The following is a 17727-nucleotide window of genomic DNA, read 5'->3' on the forward strand; positions in this document are numbered from 1 at the left end:
TCAGAAGCCCGCGCGAACGGAGATACCGAAGGTGCGTGGCGCATTCGGAACAAGGAAGTTGTAAGGGAAACCAGCCCCGCGCAGATCAAGGCCGTAGCCATAGGTTTTGCGGTTGAAGAGGTTGTTGGCGAAGGCGCGAACGGTGATTGTGTCGTTGCTCCAGCTGAGCGCGCCGTTGACCCTGGCGTTGGCCCCTTGCGCGAGTTCCGAATTGACCTGTGCCGAGCCTGCCACGTTCACCGCGTTGAAGGGCGAGAAGAACTGGCTGCTGGCATAGACCACGTTCGGCGAGAAGGTCACTAGACCGCCGGCCACATCGACCACATCCCAGTCGGCTCCAAGCTGCCCGGTTAACCTGGGCGCAAACGGCAGGCGGTTGCCGGCGAGGTCGGTACCCTGAAGGGTCAGCTCCTTGAACTTCGACTGAAGCAGGCCGAACGAGGCATTGACCCTCAGGCTATTGATCGGCCGCAACGTCGTTTCCGCTTCCAGGCCGTACACCTCGGACTTGGGTGCATTGACAAGGAATGAGACCGGCCCGGGGCGCGTGTCCTGCAGCTGCTGGTTGGTGTAGTCGTAATAAAACGCCGAGATGGCATAGGTCAGCACGCGGTCAGCCGTGCGGCCCTTGAAGCCAAGCTCGAAGGCATTGACATACTCGGGCTTGATATAGCTGATCCCGCTCGAGGAAGTGTAGCCGCCGCCGTTGACCGCGCCAGCGCGGTAACCGCGATTGTAGCTCGCGTAGAGCAGCGCTCCGCTGCCAAAGGTGTAGCTTAGCGCCACCCGACCGGTCAGTGCGTTGTTGTTGTCCTTCAGCGCATAGCGGGCCGCGGGATCGTAAGCGCAGGTGCCGGGCACGCCGACGCACGGCACAGTGGAGGCGATCGGAAAATCAGGTGCACCCACTGCACCCACGAAGAGATAGGCGAAGGCGTCGTCGTACTTTGATGTGTCGCGGGTATAGCGGGCGCCGAGCGTCAGGCTAAGCGCGCTCGTCAGTGCGATGTCAGCCTGCCCGAAAACGGCGTAGGAACGGCGCTGCTGCCGGTAGTGCTGGAAGAAGCCGCCGGCTGGTGGCAGCGGGAGGTTGAAGCGGTTGTCTGTTACGTTGCGGTCGTAGCCGTAGAACAAGCCACCGACGAAGGTCACGCCGCTGCCAGTATAGTTGGCGCGCAATTCCTGGCTGAATTGGCGATACTGCGACTGCCAGGTGATATCGAGGATATCGAGTGGCGAGCCGTCCGCCGCCTGTTGCAGGTTCTGCGATCCGCCGTCGTACGAAGTGATCGAGGTCAGCGTCAGCTTGTCCGTCAGGTCGACACCGATATTGGCGCTGAAGCCCCAGGCGTCGGTGTTATTGTCACCTACGCGGTTTTCATTGGTCTCGAAGAAGTCGAGCCCAGCGCGGAAGGCACCGAGGCCATGCACCGCAGCCTGCGTGCCACGATCGCGCCCGCCGTAGGCGCGCAGGACAACGTTGACGCTCTCGCTCGGCTTGAGGCGAAGCGAGAGGCGACCTTGCAGCGTATCGGTCGAATTGGGATCACGGCCTCCTGCGAAGGTGTTGCGGATCTGCCCGTCACCCTTGGCGTAGTTCACCGCCGCGCGGATGCCAGCGACGCCCTCTGACAGCGTGGTTTCGAGCGCCCCTTGAGCGGTGAACGTGCCGAAGTTGCCGTAGCCAAGGCGGACGTAGCCCTCGCTGCCCGAAAGATCCGGCCTCTTGATGATGAAGTTGATCGCGCCGCCGGTGGTGTTACGGCCGAATAACGTGCCCTGCGGCCCGCGCAGCACCTCCACCCGGTCCAGATCGAACAAGCCCATCCCGTGACTGGTGCGTGGCGCGAGATAGACATCATCGAGGTAGACCCCGACCGGCGAAGCCTGATTGGAATTGTATTCGTTGGCCACGCCAATGCCGCGCAAGGTGAAGTTGGGCTGCGTGTTGCCATAGGGGCTGTTGATCTGGAGGTTCGGCACCGCCTCGCCGAGCTGCGCCGAATTGGTGATGCCGCGCTCTGCCAGCGAATCCCCGCCCAGCGCGGTCACGGCCAGCGGCACGTCAAGCAACGACTGCTCGCGGCGCTGCGCTGTCACTACGATTTCGTCATCACCTTTGGGTGCTTCAGCCTGCGCCAAGGCAACGCTCGATGTCGATGCAGCAATCAGCGACAGCGCCGCGCGCACGTACCCCATACCAGCCATGCTTCTCTCCCGTAAAAGACTTGAGCTCTTGTGGCTCACATGCTGCGATGATTAGGCTACTGGGTGCGGTAGGGCTTTAGGGCCGATTGCGCGCCAATTTGACATTTCTTGCGCTATGCCTGGGTACCAGCTGCGCTGTTCCCGTCGATGTGTGAGGCCTGTCGGCCTGGAACTGGAAGTGGGGTTTTGCCGAAGTCTGGTCGAGAGAATAAAGCGGCCGGCAGATGGCGGGTAATCGTCATGCAGCTGAAAACAGAGCGGCCTGTTCAATTTGATCTTCTTCCCGATGCCCGGGCCAGACTGCTGGTGTGGCTCGAACCGCGGGGGTAGCAATTGTGGACGATTATTTCTGTCCAAGCCGGGTTGGTCACCCCAGCACCCGCCAGTCTGCTCGGCTTGTCGACGAATGAGTGACGCGAGTGGGCCCGGTTGGTCAGATGTCCCTTTCTGAACGCCTGATCCTGAAACCTTCGACCGTTCGTCTGGAAGCGAAATACGCGAACCGCTCAAGCCCAATCGGTAGCTAAGTTGTTTTCTGTTACAGCTTATGCACTGTTTTTCGTGCCGTGGACGGCCAAGAGGAGCATTTACCGGCGCGGAGAGATCACAGGCAATTTGGGTAGCCGCCGGCAAAGCCTTGAACAAAAAATTCGAGGCACATTGGAGGTCGGTCGGAACGCCTCCTTCAAGCGGTTAGCGCGGCGAGATGTGTCTCCCAAGCGATTGTGTCGTTGTGCGAATGCGTAAAGCCGATCGAACGTTCGAAGTCCACGCAGGCTTTCGAACGGAAGGCAACGATGTAAGTACGCCGCCAGCGGTCCGGCGAGGTATTCCCACCTGAGCCGTGGACGATCAGTTCGTCATGCACGGTAATGTCGCCCCGCTTCAGCGGCAGGTCCACGACCATATCGGCATCGTTCAGTTCGACGCTGAGGATGTGAGATTTGCTGCGATCTTCACCCATCAGAGGGCGGTGCGGACGCAGGCCTTGCTTCTGCGAACCCGGCACAACCTTGAGACAACCATTTTCCGGATCGGCATCGTCGAGCGCAAGGCTGCAGGTCGCGGTCAATGGCTCAGGGGTTCCGGTGGGCCAGTAACCAAGGTCCTGATGCATGGTAAAAACAGCATCGGGCTTCGCAGGGCGTTTCGCGAGGAACTGGTCATAATCCAGAGTTGCAGTCTCTCCGATCAGCTGTCGGGAGATCGAGGCTGCGCGCCGTTCGTAGAGGTTGTCGCGCAAGCTTGGTTCGTAGTGACGCGGCAATACGGCATTTACCAGGCTGAAGTTCTCGAATGCACGGTCATATGGCCCGGACATGTCACAGAAATCCTTGCCCATGCCGCTGACTTCGCCGCGAATGAAGCGCTCGAATTCGGTCTCGAGCGGCGCAAGTTCCTCCTCGGTCATCACGCCGCGCAAAGTGATGTAGCCATCGCGATGGAACTGGGCGATCTCCTCTGGCGTGAGGATATAATCGTCCCCCTGTCTACCGAACTGCTGCGTCATGTGTGCTCAAACCTTCGTTTTCTTGATGAGCTTCCAAAGCCCCATGTTAGAATCGCCGGATGCCTATCCTGTCAGGCGATGCAGATGGTGCCGTATCGTTCGGCGTGCATCGGGAAGATATGCACGTCTGGCGGGAAGTAGGAATAGCGGATGCGGGCGAGGACTTCGATCTTGTGGACGCCCGGTTCGAGGCCGCCCGGCTTGTCGACGAGGATTTCGCCCCATTCGGTCAGTCCCCAGCGCGCGGTGGTCTCTTCGCGCATTTCGGCCATGGTATACACTTCGTCGCGGATGCCGAAGCGGTTGATCTCGTGATCGTAGAACACGCCGTCGACGGTGACGTCGAAGCCGTCGAGTTGCGACAGGCGGGTGCCGTGGTAGTTGGGAATACGGATGCGGATGGCAAAGCCTTCGCGCGCACCGACAGGGCCGAAATTGCGGAAGCCGGTGCTCTGGATGAGCTGGTGTTCGAGCATGGTGTTCTCCGGGAAATCTTGGGGGGCGGAAGGCCTCAGGCGAACTTGCCTTCGTCGAACTCGCGCTCCAGCTTGCGCAGCAGCACGTGCTGGCGACGGACCTGATCGATCGAGCGCCAAGGCGCGCGCCAGCCTTCGTACTCGCTAGACAGGTAGCCCGAATAACCCGAGCGCTTGATCGCCGAGATCACCGGCTTCCACGGGATGTTCTGGTCCTCGAGGTTCTCGTCGATATCGTGGAACTTGGCCTGGATGAATACGACGTACTTGGCGATGTCGAGGAACTCCTCCGGATTGACGGCAATGCCGTTGAGGAATTCCATGTGCTTGCGCGCCTCGTCGTTGATCTGGTGCGAGCCCCAGTGCGTCAGCGGGCGGTCCTGAAAGATGCCAGTGTCGATCATCAAGCCGAAGTTCTTCGTGCCGGTGCGCTCGATGAAATTGATGTAACCATCGACGACTTCATGCTTGATCGGCGTGGGCGCGTGGATTTCCGGACAGATGACCACGCCGAGCTTGTGGGCAAGATCGAGGTTGCGCTCGGTATAGGCCTCCCACTGCGGTTCGGGGATCAGGTCGTGCGAAAGCACACCGAACTTCGGACGCAGGAACTTGAAGCCCAGCTGGTGGGCAAGGCGCAGGTCGCGCTCCAGCTCCGCGGCACCTTCCTCGACGGTGAGATTGCGCCCCAGCGTAATGCGCATGTCGACCCACGAGCACATGTTGGTGGGTTCCAGCTTGTACTTGTCGAGCAGGCCAAACCAGCGGTCGATAAACTGGCTGGAGGGGTTGGGGTAGCCTTCGATCTGTCCTTCGCCGAGGATCTCGATGCCAGTGGCACCGGTATCGGCGATGTGATCGAACGCGTCTTCCAGCGTCATGACCGATCCGTAGTCGTCGACGTAGCTGTAGGTTGAAACACCGTATTTGAACGAACCGGGCATGTCTTACTCCTGGATGGCGGGAGAAGGAGCCAGGCTTCCTCTCCCGCCGGTATGCGTGTCAGATCAGAAGTTCACGCTCGCCCGCACGCCATAAGTGCGAGGCGGCTGGAACTGGTAATTGTCGCTGAAGCCGTTGAAGTTCTGCTCGGCGAAGGACAGAACGTTCTTGTTGAAGACGTTGCGGATGTAGGCCTGCAGCTTCCAACCGCCGGCGTTGGGCTCGATCGATGCCGAGAGGTTGCCGAGGAAATACGACGGCGAGCGGATCTGCGACAAGTTGAAGGCCGAGAAGTAGAAGCTCGAGGAGTACTTGCCGTCGGCACGGAACGAGAGCAGGTGATCGCCCAGTGGTACGCCCTGTTCGAAGCCCATGGAGGCGGTGAAGTGCGGGGCGTTGGGCAACTGGTTCTTGCTGATGTCGACGTTCTGATTGTTGCCGTTGCGGACGATGATGTTATCGCCGAACTTGGTGTCGAGAAGCGTGCTGTTGACATAGAGCTTCGTGTTCTCGGCTACGCGGGCATTGAGCTGGCCTTCCAGGCCAAGGACGCGGGCGCTGCCGACGTTGAACACGCCAGTCGAGCAGGTCGGGCAGGTGCTCTGCTGCGCCTGATAACCTTTGTAGTTGAAGTAGAAGGCGGCGAAGTTGAGCTGCAGGGCATTGCCCATCAGCGTATTCTTCGTGCCGATCTCGAAGGCATCGACCTGTTCCGCGCCATAGGGCGTGGCGGCGACCGAGCCGTTGGAGTTGAAGCCGCCCGACTTGTAGCCGCGATCGTACTTGGCATAGATCAGGCGGCCCGACTCCGGACGCCAGTTGAGGCCGACGTGCCAGGTCGGCTTGCTTTCCTTCGTTTTGCCATTGCCTGAATTGACGATCGGGAACGGCGGGCAGGTGCCGGGCGCCGGGAAGCCGTTGCCGCATAGCGGGAACGCCAGTGCGGGCAGGACAAGGCGGGAGTTGCCGGTACGCGACTTGTTGTCCCAGGTGTAACGCGCGCCGGCAGAAAGCTGGAGTTGTTCGCTCAGGTCATAGTCTGCCTGGGCAAAGATGGCGTCGGACTTGGTTTTCACCGCAAAGTCGAAGGCAATGCCATAGCGGAACGATTGGTCGGCGTTGGGCGCGAAGGAGAGCGGCTGACCGGGTGCGAAAGCGCCGGTCATTTCGCGATTGTACAGGCCAGCTACGAGCGCGTTGTCTTCGGTGAAGCGGAAGTAGCCCGCCTGGATGAAGAGCTTGCCGGTCTTCCCGTTGCTGATGCGGACTTCGTGGTTCCACGTCGTAGGCGCCTGGGTGTTGAGGTACTGGCGATTGGCCGGATAGTTTGGGCCGGTGGCGTCGAGCGTGAGGTCGAACCGCTGCTTGTCCCATCCGCCCGAATAGATCAGGTTGAGGTTGCCAAGACCGCTATAGCTGGCTTCCCAGCGGATGCGTTCACCCTTGAGTACGGTGCGGGTGGGGGAATCGCTGCGGAATGCCGGGAGCGGATCGAAGCTGGGCTGGGGCGCGCCGAGGGTGTTCTTGAGCACGGCCTCGCCGTCAGTGTCGCGATCATCGCGCTGGTAGGACACCCACAGGTCAAACCCGTCCTTGGCGAAGCGGGCCTGGATGCGGCCGGACTTGAAGTCCTCGTTGTCGGCCGACTTCATCACGCCGACCTGGCGGCGGTAGCCGTCGTGCTTGAGGAACACGCCCGAAGCGCGCAGCGCGAAGTTGTCCGACAGGGCGAGGTTGACGGCGGCGTCGGCGTTGGTCGTGTCGTAGTTGCCGTATTCGAACGAGGCGGAGACCTCGTTCTTGAACTTGGGCCGGTTGGTGACAATGCTGACGAGGCCGCCGGTCGAGTTCCGGCCCTGCAGAGTGCCTTGCGGACCTTTCAGGACTTCGACACGAGCAACGTCATACATCGAGGTGTTGATCGAATAGGCGCGGTTGGTGAAGAAGCCGTCGCGGGCAACGGGAACCGAGGGATCGCCCAGCTCGGTGACATCGGTCGAGGCGATGCCGCGCACGGCGATATAGGCGGAACTGTTTGAGCTGGAGACATTGAGGCTGGGGTCGATCGACGAAAGGTCCCGGACCGAATTGATGCCGCTGTCGGCAAGATCAGCGCCGGTATAGACGTTGAGCGCAATCGGCGTGTCCTGCGCGGTCGTCTCGATGCGGTTGGCGGTGACGATGATATCGCCCACGCCGCGATCGGCGTCATCGGACTGACCGGCGTTCTGCGATTGCTGTGCGCTTTGCGCGAAGGCTGGCGTGCCCAGCGCCAAGGCGGACGTAGCAAGCAGGATGGCAGTGATCTTCATGGCTTTCCCCTCCCGAAAAAAGACGGCCGACACCTTGATGGTCGGTCCATTTGATCGCCGATTAGATAGGTGGCACCTGTGCGTCAAGCGTAAATCTAATCACTGCTCTGATTGCAGAACGGCGCGATGGCGCAGGCGCGGCGATGCGCCGTGGTTCAGCATGTCGGAGAGTTCAGTTTGCCAGAGCGGCCAAAGTTGCGCGGGCGACAATGGCCTCGGCGATGTCGACAGTCGGCACGGCGCTCTCGCTCGGCCGGATCACGCCCTTCTTGCGCATCGACGAGAACCCGTAAATCGCCGACCAGAAGGCGATCACGCGCAAATCGGCCTCGTCGTCGGTCACGCCGGGGAGTGCTGCCCGCAGGTGATCACGCAGGTTGAAATGCCCCTTGAGCTGGTAATCGAGCAGCGCCGGGTCGAGTACTGGCGAGGTCAGCTCGCTCTCGTACATGAGGTCGAGCAGAAAGGGGTTGGTTTCGGCAAAGCGGATGAACAGCAGGCCCATGCGGCTGAGCTTTTCCGCAGGGGTGACGGTGCTGCGGCGGACTTGCTCCGCGCCGTCAAGCATTTCCTCAAAGCCTTCGATGGCCAATGCCAGCAGAAGTGAGCGGCGGTCAGGAAAATGGTGGTAGGGTGCGCCCGGCGAGACACCGACCTGCTGCGCCAAGGTGCGGATCGATAACCCGTGGTGCCCATGCTGCCGCACGTATTCGCGGCCGGCATCGAGCAGATCGCGGCGCAGGTTTTCGCGGTGATAGGGCTTCTTGGCGGGCATCAATCTCTCGGGCCACCGGGAAAATGGTGGATTATCGCATTGCTTCCCTAACAGCAAACCACCTTCTTGCCAGACCGAAACCGACCGCCATCGCGCAATAGGGTTGGTGGACCGCAGGCCTTTCAACAGATTGTGTCGACCGGCTTGCCAGCCAATCTGATCAATGATCAAAATGTTGTCATGGATAAATACGGTCTGCTGACGCTTGCGACGTCGAATTACGAAGTGACGATTGCGCCGCAGGTCGGCGGTTCGCTGCGCAGTCTGGACTGGAGGGGGCTGCCAGTCTTCCGCAAAGCGCGGACCGGGCACATTCTGGACGCGGCGTGCTTTCCCATCGTTCCGTTCTGCAATCGCATCGCGCTGGGGCGCTTCGCGGTAGATGGGGTCGAGCATAGGCTGCCGTCCAACTTTCCGGATACCTGGCATCCGCACGCGTTGCACGGCTATGGCTGGGTGCGGCCGTGGCAGGTGATGGCGCTTGATGGCGCGTCAATCCGGCTGGTCCACGATTACGACGAAGGGGTGTGGCCGTGGCGCTATCGGGCTGAGCAGCAAGTGACGGTGGCGGCCGACGGCGTGCGGATTCGCATGAGCGTGACCAACCTCAGCAGCAGCCCCATGCCGGCGGGACTGGGCTTTCATCCGTATTTTCCAGGCGATGACAGCGCCGTGTACCATGGCCTGCATCGCGGTGAGTGGGAAACTTCGCCTGATGGGCTACCGCAGTCGCTGGTCGATGCGGGCAGGGCGGTGGACTGGTGGCAAGGTGCTCCGATGACGCGCCGCGTGGTCGACACGATTCAGGAAGGCCGCAAGGGGAAGCTGACAATCCAGAGACCTGCTGATGGCCTGCTGATCGAGATGGAACCGTCCGATGGACTGCCCTGTACCGGTGTCTATGTCGGGCGGGATGCAGATTTTTTCTGCGTCGAACCGCTCAGCCATCCGACTGATGCCATCAACCGTGCGCCCGAAAAGATGGCGATGCTGGCGGAGGGCGAAACGCTTAAGGCAAGTCTGCTCATCCGCGCCAGCCGCATCCGGACGCAGGACGATTGACTTCGTCGCAAGATAATCTAATCAACGATTAAATTGTGGCATAGGCGAAGCATGCCTGATGGCTGCCCGGGAGGATTGGATGGAGCCTGTCAGGATCGGTGTCGTCGGCGCGGGCGATATCAGCCCGGTCTATCTCAACGCGATTACGCGTTCGCCTGCGCTGGATCTGCGTGCAATAGCCACGCGTGATCCTCAGGCAATTGCCGAGAAGGCCACCGCTTTCGGAGCACGGGCCGTTTCGGTGGCGCAGCTGCTGGCCGACGAAGCGATCGAGCTTGTCGTCAATCTCACCCCGGGCGTGGCGCACGAGGAGATCAACGGCGCTGCGCTTGAGGCAGGCAAGCATGTCTATTCAGAAAAGCCCTTCGCCCTGTCGCTCGGCGCGGCGCGGCGGCTCGCGGACCTTGCCGAGCGCCGGGGCCTGCTGATCGGTTCGGCACCGGACACCTTCTATGGCAGCGCACATCAGGCAGCGCGCAAGGCGCTCGATGCGGGCGCGATTGGGAAGCCGGTGTTCGGCACCTCGTTCCTCGGGCTGCCAGGCCTTGAGTTGTTCCACCCGAGCCCGGAGGCATTCTACCGTCCGGGGGGTGAGCCGCCGTATGATGCCGGCCCCTATTACACCACGATGTGGATCAACCTGCTCGGCCCCGTGAAGCGCGTTTTCTCCGTTTCGGGCGCAGGCAAGTCAGAGCGTACCATCCTGCGTGGCCCTCGTCAGGGCACGCCTTTTCCGGTGACTGTCGACACAACGTTCAACACTGTGCTTGAATTTGCTGAAGCCTCGGTCAGCTTCATCATCTCGCTCGACGTTGTGGTGCCTACGCTGCGGCCAGGCGAACTATTCGGGTCAGACGGCATTTTGGCCATGGCCGACCCGATGTTCTTCGGGGGAGAGCCTGCGGTGATTGCGCCGCCTGAGCCGCGCATGGGCCTCGTTACCGCCGATCAGGGCTTTGCTACGCCCAACCGGCATGACCACACAGGGCGAGCGGTGGCCGATTATCGCGGCGCAGGGCTCGTCGATCTCGCACTCGCGATCCGCACCGGCAGCAGACACCGCACCGGGGCCGAGTTCATCGTCCACTCGGTTGAAGTGATGGAGGCCATCGTCAGGTCAGCCACGACGAATTCGGTGATTGACCTTGAATCCACCTGCGAGCGTCCCGCGACCATCGACCTCCAATCCGATGCCGCGCTGATTGCGCTGACGGCATCGCCATTCGATCTGGCCGCGAGTGCCTGGGCCCACTGATTTCTCGCTTTGATGGAGTTTCCCCAAATGTCCGCACGTCATTGCATTCTGGCTGCCAAATTTGCCTGCAGCCTTGTCCTGACTGCTCCTGCCGGCGCGATTGCTGCCGATGGCCCGCCTGATGGTTCGACGCCCGAACAGAAGGCGGCAATCGCCAAGGATCCGGCCTACCGCAAGCAGGATCTCATCCTCACGAACCTGCCTCGCAACAGGGCCGCGCCGAAAAAGCTTTTCAATGGTCGCGATCTGACCGGGTGGGATAGCTGGCTTGGTTACACCGTGCCAGCCACGACTTACGGGACGCCCAGCAGCGCGCCGATCGGGCTCAATCACGATACCTACGGCGTGTTCAAGGTCGTCCAGGAAGACGGTGCGGCGGCGATCTATTCCAGCGGCAAACTGTTCGGCGGGCTGATCACAAAGGAGGCCCACCGCAACTACCACCTCCACGTCGAATACAAGTGGGGCGCGAACACCTGGATGCCGATGCCGCGCAATAACGGCGTGCTCTATCACTCGCACGGGGCCTATGGCGCGTTCTTCGGCACGTGGATGAGCGCGATCGAGTTCGAGGTGGTGCCGCACTCGGTCGGCATGCTGCTGACGGTCGGCGATTCGAAGGGCAAGCCCTCGTTCGAGACAGTGGACTGGCGCGTGGGGGCGACGGTGCAAGTCGCCAATGATCCGTCGATCCCCTATCCGAGCCGCCGCTACTTCCATGGTGGCCTGCCCGCGCAGCTGGTGTTCCCGACGTGGAACGTCGATGCCGGAGTGGATGCCGAAAAGCCGCTCGGCGAGTGGAACTCGCTCGACCTCTATGTCTTCGGTGACAGGTCGATCCACGTCGTCAACGGCGTACCGGTGATGGCGGCGACCAACCTTACCACCAAGGACGCCAAGGGCCGGACGATCCCGCTGACGGCAGGCAAGATCCAGCTGCAGTCGGAGGGGGCAGAGACGTACTTCCGCGCGATCACGATCGAGCCGATCCGCCGCCTGCCGACCATCGCCGAGCGCAAGCCGGGCTGACAGAAAAGGAGCGGGCATCATGGCAAAGACTGTCTTCGAGCAGGTGACGCAGCAGGAGGACCTTCTCGACGTGGCCGAGTTTCGCGCGGCGGCAGAGCCGCTGATGCCCGAGGCCTACCGCGACTTCGTCAATAACGTCGGCATGGAGCGCACGCTGTACGACGACATGGCAGCATGGCAGGCGCTGCACCTGCGGCCGCGGGCGCTGGTCGACGTCTCGCACATCGATACCACTGCCACGGTGCTGGCACAGAAGATCGCGATGCCGATCATGACCGCGCCGTTCGTCGGCTCGACGCTGGTGGATCCTGAAGGGGAGGTGGCAACCGCGCGGGGGGCAGTGGCGGCCGGTACGATCACCACGCTCAGCATGATGGGCACGCGTCCACCAGAGGCCGTGGGGGCGGTAGCAAGCGGGCGATACTGGCAGCAGGTTTACTTCATGCGCGATCGCGGCGTGGTAAAGCACGTGATTGATCGGGCCGTAGCCGCAGGGGCTTCGGCTTTGTGCTTCACGGTAGATCTTCCGGTGATGCCGGCATTCCCCAGGCCCATGCGCCTTGCCGCGCAAGCGCTGTTCCAGCGATGGCAGGAACCGGAGCACAAGATGTACGCCGTTCGCGACTACGCAGATCGGCCGATGGGGGCAACTTTTCCCGATGCTGCTGCAACCTGGGCAGATGTGGAATGGATGCGCGGACTTTCGGACCTGCCGCTGGTCCTCAAGGGCGTGATCCGGCCCGACGATGCCTTGCGCGCTCGTGATCATGGTGCAAGCGCGCTGATCGTTTCCAATCACGCTGGCCAGGGCCTGCGCCATTCACAACCGGTGGCCCACGCGCTACCGGCAATCGTTGACGCCGTTGGGCGGGACATTGAAGTCTATGCAGACAGCGGCATTCGTACAGGCGCCGACGTTCTGCGGGCTTTGGCACTTGGCGCACGTGCCGTTCTTGTCGGCCGGCCTGTGCTTTGGGGCTTGACCAAGGGGGGCTCTCAGGGGGTGGAGCGTGTGCTGAAGTTGCTGCAGGCCGAACTCGCCGAGATTATGGCAATTACCGGCACGTCGAGCATTGATAAGATCGATCTGTCTGTTCTGGGTGCAGGCGGAATCTCACCACATTCGCGGTAGGCCGCGCTCAGCTTTGGACCTTTCCCACAATTGCGCCGAGCGCATTGCTGGCTTGTAACGATAGGATGCTCCAGTCGTGCAGGGTACCAGTGTATGTGCAGAAGACCTGTTCGTCGGTCAGTGCTTCGATGATCTCCCATTCTATGACCCAAGTGTACGGCTTTCGGGTCCGCCGCACCCGTAATCGTTACGTCGACTCTTTCTGCTGCTAAAAAATTTTTCTTGGCGGAAGGATTAGGCGATCCGGTGACTCTTATTTGATGCAAGGTCGAAAATCGGCCGCACAGGAGGATGCTACGAGAGGCGAGGCGAACACGGAGCTGGCGAAACGTCGCCAGAGGGCAACGTGGGTTGCGCAACACCTGCTGCCGCATGAGCGGCGGGTTCGGGGGTGGCTTGCGCGGTCCCGCTTGCCCGGCGAGGAGATCGACGAGGTCATGCAAGAAGCCTACTGCAGAATTGCAATGCTCCCGGCGGTCGATCACATCGAGCATCCGGTAGCGTACCTTTACTCCGTAGCCAGAAACCTGGTGCTGCGCCGCATCAAGCGACAGCAGATCGTCGCGCTGGACGTCGTCGCAGACATCGAATGCGTCAGCGACGATTCCCTGCAGTCTCCGGAACGTCAGACCGAGAGCCGCCTGGATTATCAACGCGTCCTCGCCATTATCGCGGGCCTCCCTGAACGTTGCCGGCAAGTGGTTGAACTGCGCAAGCTGCAGGGCTGGTCGCAGAAGGAAATCGCCGCGCATCTCGGCATTACGGAAAAAGCCGTAGAGAAACAGATCTGGACTGGGGTTCGGGCAGTCCGTCAGGCATGGCAGCAGACCGAGGCGGAAGTCGATGCGCTGATAAGCGGAACGGCACGGCCCACCGCACGGCGTGGAGGTCGGACATGACTTCGCCCGTCAACAGCACCCGATCCTCGGACGAGGACTTCATCGCGGGGCAGATAGCGCGAATGGACTCCGGCGCCTGGACGGCAACGGACGAGGCAACGCTGCAGACCTGGCTCGATGAGGTCCCCGCCCGTCGTGGCCTGTTGCTGCGCATGGAAGCCGAATGGGTTGCACTCGACCCAGCTTCGGCCGCGACAGACTCCAAGAATGAAGAGCCATCAGCACCGCTTGCGATTTCATCCGCCGGTCGCTGGACTCGCCGTGGGTTGATGGGCGCTGCTGCCGCTTCGGTGGTTGGTGGTTACCTTGCTTTCCGGCTGGGAGACGGTGCCACTGATTTCGAGACGCGGGTGGGCGAGATCCGGCGGTTGCCACTGGCTGACGGTTCGGTGATGACGATGAACTCTGCCAGCCAGATCAAGGTGAACCTTGCACAGGACGTTCGCCAGATCGCCCTGCTGCAGGGCGAGGCTTGGTTTGAGGTCGCCAAGGATGCCAAGCGGCCGTTCATTGTCCAGGTCGGCGACGTCCAGGTTCGCGCGGTCGGCACGGCGTTCTCGGTCAGGACCCGGGGAACGGCGGTGGAAGTGCTCGTGACAGAAGGCGTGGTCGAGACTTCCGCAAGGCACGACAGCAACCTGAAGCTGACCTTGAAGGGCGGGGACCGGGCGATCGTCGGCGCCAGTGCGCTGGTCGATTTCGAAACCGGTCAGTCTACCGACGTCGACCGCGCGCTGGCGTGGCGCAGCGGAATGATCGATCTGAACGGCACGCCTCTTTCCAGCGCTGCCGAGGAGTTCAACCGCTATAACCGGCGCCAGATCGTCATCGCCGATCCGGCGATCGCAGCCGAACAATTCGACGGTCTGTTTCGTGTAAACGATCCGGATGGTTTCGCAGAAGCGGTCAAAGCAAGCCTTGGGGTCCGCATAAATACTGCCGAGCCGGGAATTATCAGAATAGAGTAGGCGACCTGAAAAAAGATCGGAAGCAAATCTTTTTTGGAAGGATTTTTGTTTCTGGGAGCTCTTGTTTGCACAGGCACAATCAAAAGCCTGGCAAGCCTGAATATGGGAGGGATTGATGTCGGTTTCGAGAAATATACTGCTAGCTTCGTCAGCTATTGTTTGTGCGGTTTCCTCACAAGCTGAAGCCGCTGCGCAGACCCGGCAGTTCTCCATCGATGCGCAACCCGCCGAAACGGCGATCAGCATCCTTGGCCGACAGGGCGATGTTCAGGTCATTGCCGCCAGAAAGGTAACGCGTTCGATCCGCACCAACGCCGTTCGGGGCGAAATGAGCGTTGGCGAGGCGCTTGACCGGCTGCTTTCAGGGACGGGTCTTGCCGCGCGCCAGCTCGGCAACGGATCTTATGCCATCGTCACGAGAAGTCCGTCGACCACGGTGACGTCTCGGCCAGTGGCCCTGACACGCGCGTCCGCGTTGACCCCAGTTAGCGAAATGACACCGGTGGCGGCCGCCACCGCTCCTGCTGCTGCGCCCGAGGAAGCCATGCAGGACGCTCCTGCGCAGCAGCTGGAAATCGTCGTGAGCGGCTTTCGCGGCAGCCTGGTTCGCGCCCAGGACATCAAGCGCAAGTCAATCAACCTGACCGAGAGCATTCTGGCCGAGGACATGGCCAAGATGCCGGACCTCAACCTTTCGGAGTCCATTCAGCGCCTGCCGGGCGTCGCGATCTCCCGCGAAGGTGGCGAAGGTCGCAACATCACCCTGCGTGGCTTTGCCCCGGATTTCACGCGCACGACACTCAACGGAATGGAGGTTCCTGCCAGCAGCGACGGTCTGGACTCGGGCGGTTTCACCATCAATGCCGGCCGTGCGTTCGACTTCCATATCTTTGCATCGGAGCTGTTCAACCGGGTCGATGTCCAGAAGACGCAGCGAGCATCGATCGAAGAGGGCGGCATCGCCGGTACAGTCGATCTCTATTCGGCAAAGCCGTTCGATTTCAACAAGCCGCAAGCCGTGATCTCGGCGCAGGGCGGCTACAATTCGATTACCCGCAAGGTCGATCCCCGCGTCACCGCCATGCTTTCCGATCAGTTTGCCGATGGCAGGGTCGGCGTGCTGGTGTCTGCCGCCTACTCGGAACGCACCGTTTATCAGGAAGGCTTCGGCTCGGTCCGCTGGACATCGCCGTTCGTCAATGGCGACAGCTGGGCTGACACCAATCCCGTCGTGTCCGGGACGCCGGTGGACTGCCCGGCTGCCGACAATCTGGACTGCCTGTGGGCGCCGCGACTGCCTCGCGCCGATTTCTTCGGCAACAACCAGAAGCGTCTCGGCCTGACCGGCTCGCTGCAGTTCCGTCCGACGGACACCTTGGAAGTCAGCTTCGACGGGCTCTTCTCGCGCCTGGAGAACGACCGTCTCAGCTACAACTCGATGGAGTGGCTGCTGACACATGGTCCGGCCGGCAATTTCGTCGGACAGACGCCCCGTTCGTTCACGATCGCTCCAGACGGCAAGCAATTGATTGCCGCGTCGTTTGACGATGTCACTTCGTGGTACGAAAGTCGTCACCAGACTTCGGTTTCGAAGTTCCAGCAGTATGTGGCTTCGGCCAAGTGGCAGGCGTCGGACAACCTCAAGCTTGATGTCATGGCTGGCAAGGCGCGCGACGCGGCCGACCGCGAGGAGCTGCGCTTCTATGCACGATCAGTCCCGCACTTCTACTCGTATGACTTCACCAAGAACCAGGACGTGCCGGTCCTGAACTATGGCAACTACGATCCGAACAACGCTGCAAACTTCATCAATGCGCTGACAGCGGCCAACCGCCTGAACAAGGTGATCAAGGACAACTTTACCACCAAGGGCAACCTGGTTCTCGAGGCTGGCAACATAACCGCTCGCACCGGCGTGGCCTACAGCCGCAGGTCGGTGGCCTATTCCGAAGCGCAGGGCAACTTGCCCAGCTTTGCGCCGCAGACTTACCTGCAACCGTTCCCCATCTCCAACTTCGGCAAGGGCGTCGTCTCGGGTGGCCTGCCGACATTCGCCGTCTTCGATTTCGACAAGGTTGGCGCGTCCAACCTGATCTCCGATACTTATACGCCCAATACGGCTGCGGGCTGGGAAGTGATCGAGAAGACACTGGGCGGCTACGGCGAAGTTACCGGGGAGTTCGACCTCGGCGGGATGGTTCTGCGCGCAAACGGTGGCGTCCGCTACGTGAAGACCAACATCGATTCTCGGGCAACCATTGCCGGTTCTGCGGTTTCGGTGAAGCGCAGCTATGACAATTTCCTGCCTTCGCTCAATCTGGCGCTGAACATCACTCCCGACATCGTGGCGCGAGCCGCATATGCCCGATCGATGACGCGGCCGGGGCTGGGCTCGCTCAACATCGCCGCCCCGACCTTCGAATACACCACAAGGACCGTCGGCAATCTCGGCAATCCAGACCTCAAGCCGTACCTTTCCAACGATTACGACGTCGGGCTGGAGTGGTACTTCAGCAAGGGCGGACTGATCGCTGCCGGTCTGTTCAAGAAGGATATCATCAGCTCGCTCAGCACTGCTGTGGTGACCAAGCCGGTGCCGCAGGAATACTGGCAGGCGATCTACGCCGATCCCCGCTATGACGCATCCTACAATGCCGATCCGGCCAAGGTGCCCTACACCTTCTTCCAGGCGGTCAATACCCCTGGCGGCAACAGCGTGAAGGGTGTCGAAGTCACGCTCAACGCGCCGTTCACGTTCCTGCCGGGCGTCCTGTCCTACTTTGGCGTGGCATCGAACTACACCCATGTATCGGCGCGTGACTCAACGGGCCTTTCGCCCAATTCGTACAATTTCACCGGCTATTTTGACACCGGTAGCATGGGCATTCGCGTTTCGGTGAACAAGCGCGATGACTATCTGTTGAGTGAACCGGGCGGAAACGGCCACGTTCAGGAGCGCAAGTACGGTCCGACCCATGTCGACCTGTCGGCTTATTACAACATCACGCCAAAGTTGACCCTGACGGTACAGGGCATCAACATCACGAACGAGAAGGAGCGGATATACGGCACCGGCGACGGCAGCCAGTATCTGGGCCGCGAGTTCTCGCGGACGGGGGCGCAGTGGTTCGTCGGAGCGCGCTACCAGTTCTGACGATG

Annotated in this window: 13 protein-coding genes; 7 read left to right on the forward strand and 6 right to left on the reverse strand. The window is 61.2% G+C overall.

The window, feature by feature from the left end; all coding sequences use genetic code 11:
• The 6 genes from IM701_RS15970 to IM701_RS15995 all read right to left on the reverse strand — a co-directional run bounded on the left by IM701_RS15970 (position 1) and on the right by IM701_RS15995 (position 8223).
• Positions 1 to 2208: a TonB-dependent receptor gene (locus IM701_RS15970; RefSeq protein ID WP_230487915.1), complete on the reverse strand. Its 2208-nt coding sequence runs from the start codon at positions 2206 to 2208 to the stop codon at positions 1 to 3.
• A 685-nt stretch (positions 2209 to 2893) separates the two neighbouring features.
• On the reverse strand, positions 2894 to 3718 hold the full coding sequence (locus IM701_RS15975) for a phytanoyl-CoA dioxygenase family protein (RefSeq protein WP_193828736.1): 825 nt from the start codon (positions 3716 to 3718) through the stop codon (positions 2894 to 2896).
• A 71-nt stretch (positions 3719 to 3789) separates the two neighbouring features.
• Positions 3790 to 4194, reverse strand: coding sequence for a DUF6379 domain-containing protein (locus tag IM701_RS15980; RefSeq protein WP_039335577.1), 405 nt, complete (start codon positions 4192 to 4194; stop codon positions 3790 to 3792).
• A 35-nt stretch (positions 4195 to 4229) separates the two neighbouring features.
• Positions 4230 to 5138, reverse strand: coding sequence for a sugar phosphate isomerase/epimerase (locus IM701_RS15985; protein WP_039335579.1), 909 nt, complete (start codon positions 5136 to 5138; stop codon positions 4230 to 4232).
• A 63-nt stretch (positions 5139 to 5201) separates the two neighbouring features.
• On the reverse strand, positions 5202 to 7448 hold the full coding sequence (locus IM701_RS15990; protein ID WP_193828737.1) for a TonB-dependent receptor: 2247 nt from the start codon (positions 7446 to 7448) through the stop codon (positions 5202 to 5204).
• Positions 7449 to 7620: 172 nt separating this feature from the next.
• Positions 7621 to 8223: a TetR/AcrR family transcriptional regulator gene (locus IM701_RS15995; protein WP_039335583.1), complete on the reverse strand. Its 603-nt coding sequence runs from the start codon at positions 8221 to 8223 to the stop codon at positions 7621 to 7623.
• A gap of 132 nt (positions 8224 to 8355) precedes the next feature.
• Here IM701_RS15995 and IM701_RS16000 point away from each other — a divergent pair, with 132 nt between their 5' ends.
• The 7 genes from IM701_RS16000 (at position 8356) to IM701_RS16030 (ending at position 17722) form a co-directional block, all read left to right on the forward strand.
• Entirely contained in the window at positions 8356 to 9285 is a 930-nt protein-coding gene (locus IM701_RS16000; protein ID WP_193828738.1) for an aldose 1-epimerase, read from the forward strand.
• A gap of 79 nt (positions 9286 to 9364) precedes the next feature.
• Positions 9365 to 10540, forward strand: coding sequence for a Gfo/Idh/MocA family protein (locus IM701_RS16005; RefSeq protein WP_169745725.1), 1176 nt, complete (start codon positions 9365 to 9367; stop codon positions 10538 to 10540).
• Between the two features lie 27 nt (positions 10541 to 10567).
• Entirely contained in the window at positions 10568 to 11569 is a 1002-nt protein-coding gene (locus IM701_RS16010) for a DUF1080 domain-containing protein (protein ID WP_193828739.1), read from the forward strand.
• A 19-nt stretch (positions 11570 to 11588) separates the two neighbouring features.
• Positions 11589 to 12701 carry an alpha-hydroxy-acid oxidizing protein gene (locus tag IM701_RS16015; RefSeq protein ID WP_193828740.1) on the forward strand — a complete coding sequence of 371 codons (1113 nt, stop codon included), beginning with the start codon at positions 11589 to 11591 and terminating at the stop codon, positions 12699 to 12701.
• Between the two features lie 410 nt (positions 12702 to 13111).
• Complete coding sequence (locus IM701_RS16020; RefSeq protein WP_230487916.1) at positions 13112 to 13600, forward strand: RNA polymerase sigma factor; 489 nt, start codon at positions 13112 to 13114, stop codon at positions 13598 to 13600.
• A complete protein-coding gene (locus IM701_RS16025; protein ID WP_193828742.1) occupies positions 13597 to 14568 on the forward strand; it encodes a FecR family protein in 972 nt (323 codons plus the stop codon). The genes IM701_RS16020 and IM701_RS16025 overlap by 4 nt, the downstream gene beginning before the upstream one ends.
• A 115-nt stretch (positions 14569 to 14683) precedes the next feature.
• Entirely contained in the window at positions 14684 to 17722 is a 3039-nt protein-coding gene (locus tag IM701_RS16030) for a TonB-dependent receptor (RefSeq protein ID WP_193828743.1), read from the forward strand.
• Positions 17723 to 17727: the final 5 nt, after the last annotated feature.

The organism is Novosphingobium sp. ES2-1 (assembly GCF_015169775.1).
In the GTDB taxonomy this organism is placed as follows: Bacteria; Pseudomonadota; Alphaproteobacteria; order Sphingomonadales; family Sphingomonadaceae; genus Novosphingobium; species Novosphingobium subterraneum.